Genomic DNA, 3,980 nt, shown 5'->3' on the forward strand with positions numbered 1-3,980 from the left:
GATCCGCGTGTACTCGCCCTCGACGCCGTCGAACTTCCCGGTCTCGGACGAGGCGGTCACCACGTGCCGGGCCTTCCCGCGCGTCAGCCGGTCCTACACCCGCCGGGGTGGCCTCGTGGCGGACGAGGCGCAGCCCGTTCGGGGCGCCCTGCGCGTCCAGAAGGCGCCGGCCGCTTCGCAGCACGACGGGCGCGACCACGAGGCGGAGCGCGTCGATCAGGCCCGCCGACAGCAGCGAGTCCCCCAGGCGGGAACTGCCGTGGATCTGGAGTTCCCGCCCGGGCCGCGCCTTGAGGCCGGCGACCGTCTGGACCGGATCGCCCGCGAGCACGGTGGTGGGGTGCCAGGTCCCCTCGGTGAGGGTGTCGGACACCACGTATTTCGGCAGCGCGTTCATCCGTGCGGTGAAGGGGTCGGCCGGATCGGTGATCTTCGGCCAGTCGCGCGCGAACGCCTCGTAGGTGCGCCGGCCGAGGAGCAGGCCGTCGGCGAGGTCGAGCCACTCGGAGGCGCGCCGGACGAACGTGGCGTCCATGTGGGGCACGAGCCAGCCGCCGCGGGTGAAACCGTCCGTGGTGTCCTCGTCCGGCGAGCCGGGGCCCTGGCTGACTCCGTCGAGCGTGACGAACTCGGTGAGGGTGATCTTCATCGTGCGGTGAGCCTCTCCGCGAAGGCGGCCAGCTGGCCGGCGACCGTCGTCCAGCCGTCGGCGAAGCCGAGTTCGCTGTGGCGGGCGCGGGCCTCGGTGTCGCGGTGCTGGACGACCAGCCGGTAGGCCGTGCCGTCCGGATGGTCGTCCATCGTGATCGTGGCGGTCATCGCGACCGGTGCGGGGTGCGCGGGACGCCACGTGCTGTCGATCGCGTTGGTGAACACGATCCGGTGGGGCTCCTCGACGGCGAGAAAGCACGCGTCCATGTGCGGGCCGAAGTGGGTCCCGTCGTCGCTCAGCCGCGTGACGAACGCTCCGCCGGGCCGCGTGTCCAGATGGTCCACCCGGCAGTGGGACGGGGCCGGGACCCACCACTGTTCGAGCTGGGATGGATCGGTCCAGGCGCGCCACACGGTCGCGCGGGGAGCGCGGATGATCCGCTCCAGGCCGAGGTCGAGATCGGGGTTCATCGGCCTTCTTCCTTCGGGTCGGTGACGAACTGTTCGAGGCGGTCGGTGCGCCCCTCCCAGATCCGGCGTTGCTCGGCGAGCCAGTCGTCGACGAGATCGAGCCTTTCGCGGTTGAGCACGCAGGTGCGCACCCGACCGGACTTGAGGGTGCGGATGAGCCCGTTCGACTCCAGGGTCCGCACGTGCTTCATGAACGAGGGGAGGGTCATGGGGAACTCGCGGGCGAGGTCGCCGACGCTCGTCGGCCCGAGCCCGAGGCGCCGGACGACGGCGCGCCGGGTCGGGTCGGCGAGGGCGACGAACACGCCGTCCAGCTCCGGCGAATACTGTGCCATAAAGCTAAGTATTACCCGAGCGTCATGGTTAGCGCAACGGCTAAGTATGCGGCGGTCTCTTCCCGGCGCCGGTTTCCGGCCGGTCGGTGAGGAGTGCCAGGCGTGCAGGGCCATGAGGTAGCCGAGGACGCTGGCGGGGGCGTAGAGCTCGGGGCCGAAGAGACGTTCGAGCAGGCGAAGGCGGTTGCGGACCGTCTGGGGATGGGTGTGCAGGCGGGCGGCGGTGGTGCTGGCGTTGAAGCCGCATTCGAAGTAGGCGAGCAGCGTCTTCGCCAGCCGGTCGTGCTGGGCCGGGCGCAGCCGGCGTAACGGCGCCAGCTTGCGGTCGACGAGGCGTTGGGCCAGATCGTGGTTCTGGACGAGCAGGAGCGCGGGGATCTGCTCGCTCACGTGCACGGGAGTGCCGCGGGCGAGCATGGCGGGCGGGAGCAGGTCGAGACCGCACCGGGCCAGACGCAGGGAGAGGGCGGCGCGGGTGACGGCGACCGCGAGGCCGACGACGGCCGGATGGTCGCCCAGCATCGCCTCCAGGCGACACGGCAGCCGGGTCCCTCGGGGTCGGGGAACACCAGGCAGGGCACCTTCAGATGGAGCCCGTTCAGGACGTCCTCCGGCAGGAAGCGCGGCGGTGCGGCGTCCCGGCGGCGACCGTCGACGGCGATGACGGCGACGGTCCGCGGAAGGGGCCGGCTCGCACGGGCGGCGGCCTCGCGCAGGGCCCGGATCTCGCAGTGCGGACTCAGGATCAGGTCGATCAGGCGCCGTTGCTCCGGCCCGCCCTGGGCGGCGCCGCGCGCTGTGGCCGACAGATGGCCGGCCGCCGCGGCCCGCCGGAGCCGGTCGGTGTAGGCCAGACCCATCTGGACGGCCGTCCCGCCGTGCCGCGGAGTGAGCGCCAGCCCGCGCCGCAGGGCCTGCCGGGTGAGGTGCTCGGCGGCGACGCCGGTCGCGACGGTGAGGGCCGCCCGCAGGTCGTCGGGGGCGCGGCCCTCGGCGGCCTCGGCCTCGCCCAGGTCCCGGAACGGTGTTCGTCATGCGCGGCGGCAAGATCGCCGAGCGGCGCGCCTGGGTCGTCGAGCTCAAGGAGAACGACTACCGCTGACCCGCCCCGACACCCGGGCGGCCCCGCCGGCGCCGCGGGCCGCCCGGCGCCTCCCGCGCCGGGGCGGTCCCGTCGCGGCGGGGCGTCCGGCGGCGAGCAGGACTCCGGCGCCGCCGAGCACGAGACCGGCGATCACCAGGGGGTGCAGCGCCTGGCCGGCGACCAGCCAGGCCAGCACCGCCGTGACCGACGGGGTCAGGAAGAACACCGTGCTCACCCGGGTCGCCGACGAGCGCGCCAGCATCCGGTTGAGCAGCAGGAACGCCGCGATGGAGTTGACGAGCACCATCCACGCGACCGACCCTCCGAACGCCGTCCAGTCGGACACGCGCGGGGTCTCGACGGCCAGGCTGAGCGGGCCCACGGCCGCCGCGCCGACGAGGACCTGCGTGGCCGTCCCGGTTCTGACGTCCATGTCGCGGACGAAGCGCTTCTGGTAGAGGGTGCCGAGGCTGAGTCCGCCGAGGCCCGCCAGGCACAGCGGGATCCCCCAGGCCGACACGCTGACCCGGTCGGCGACCGCGAGCACCACGCCCGCCGCGCCGAGCGCGAAGCCCAGGGCCTGCCGCCGGTCGACGGTCTCGCCCAGCAGCCGGGCGGCCAGCGCGATCACCACCGGATTGAGGCCCTGGACGAGCGAGATCACTGCCGCCGGATAGTGCAGGGAGAGGGCGGTGTAGAAGCAGCCGAACTGCACCGCCTGGATGAGCAGTCCCGTGACGGCGACGTGCGCCAGCGCCCGCCCGCGCGGCCATCGGGCGCGCGTGACGAGGGCGTACGCCGCGAGGAGCACCCCGGCGACGGCGAACCGCGCGAACATCAGCAGCAGCGGCGGGGCCGCCCTGACGCCGGGGACGCCCGCCACGAACGCGCTGCTCCACAGAACGGTGAACAGGGCGGGCGCCAGCGCCGCGCCCGCCCGCGTCCCGCGGCGGCCGCCCCTTCTTCGGGCGGGAGAGGGCGCGCGAGCGCCGGCCGGCAGGGGAGGAGCGGGCGTCCCCGGCTTCATGAGGGTCCTTCCGTTGCGGGGGCGTGCAGGGGCGACCGGCCCGCCCGGCCGCAGGGGGCACGGGCGGGCCGGCGCGTCAGCCGGATGGAGCGGGGATCAGGACGCGCGCAGGGCGGACCGGCGCAGATCCCACAGGGTGTCGTCGGAGGTGCAGACGCCCGCGGCGCCGTGGCGCAGCGCCTCGGAGACGTCCGCCTCCTCCTGGACGAAGCCGGCGGCCAGGTACGGGACGCCGAGCTCCCGGGCCTCGCGCTCGACGTAGCGCAGCATGACCGCGGGCATGAGCTGGACGAGGTCCGGGTGGGACCGGCCGATGGACTGCACGCTGCGGTGCAGGTTCGACCGGTCCGTGACGATGTCGTCCTGCGTGATCGCGCCGACGCCGCGGCGGATGATCCGCAGGTTGACCTCG

General features: G+C 74.0%; 5 protein-coding genes. All 5 read right to left on the bottom strand.

Annotated elements, in window-relative coordinates; genetic code table 11:
• The coding region (locus AB0C69_RS39185) for a dihydrofolate reductase family protein (protein WP_360361253.1) at positions 1–649 on the bottom strand (649 nt) is incomplete at its 3' end.
• A complete protein-coding gene (locus tag AB0C69_RS39190; RefSeq protein ID WP_345172159.1) occupies positions 646–1,122 on the bottom strand; it encodes an SRPBCC domain-containing protein in 477 nt (158 codons plus the stop codon). The genes AB0C69_RS39185 and AB0C69_RS39190, both read right to left, overlap by 4 nt.
• The gene (locus tag AB0C69_RS39195) at positions 1,119–1,979 is read right to left on the bottom strand and encodes a helix-turn-helix domain-containing protein (RefSeq protein WP_360361256.1); all 861 of its coding nucleotides are present in this window, start codon (positions 1,977–1,979) and stop codon (positions 1,119–1,121) included. Before AB0C69_RS39195 ends, AB0C69_RS39190 begins: the two co-directional genes overlap by 4 nt.
• Before the next feature lie 557 nt (positions 1,980–2,536).
• The gene (locus AB0C69_RS39200; RefSeq protein WP_360361259.1) at positions 2,537–3,568 is read right to left on the bottom strand and encodes a DMT family transporter; all 1,032 of its coding nucleotides are present in this window, start codon (positions 3,566–3,568) and stop codon (positions 2,537–2,539) included.
• Between the two features lie 96 nt (positions 3,569–3,664).
• On the bottom strand, positions 3,665–3,980 hold a 316-nt coding region (locus AB0C69_RS39205; RefSeq protein WP_360361262.1), incomplete at its 5' end, for a glycerol-3-phosphate responsive antiterminator.

The organism is Actinomadura sp. NPDC048032 (assembly GCF_040653175.1).
Taxonomy (GTDB): Bacteria; Actinomycetota; Actinomycetes; order Streptosporangiales; family Streptosporangiaceae; genus Spirillospora; species Spirillospora verrucosospora.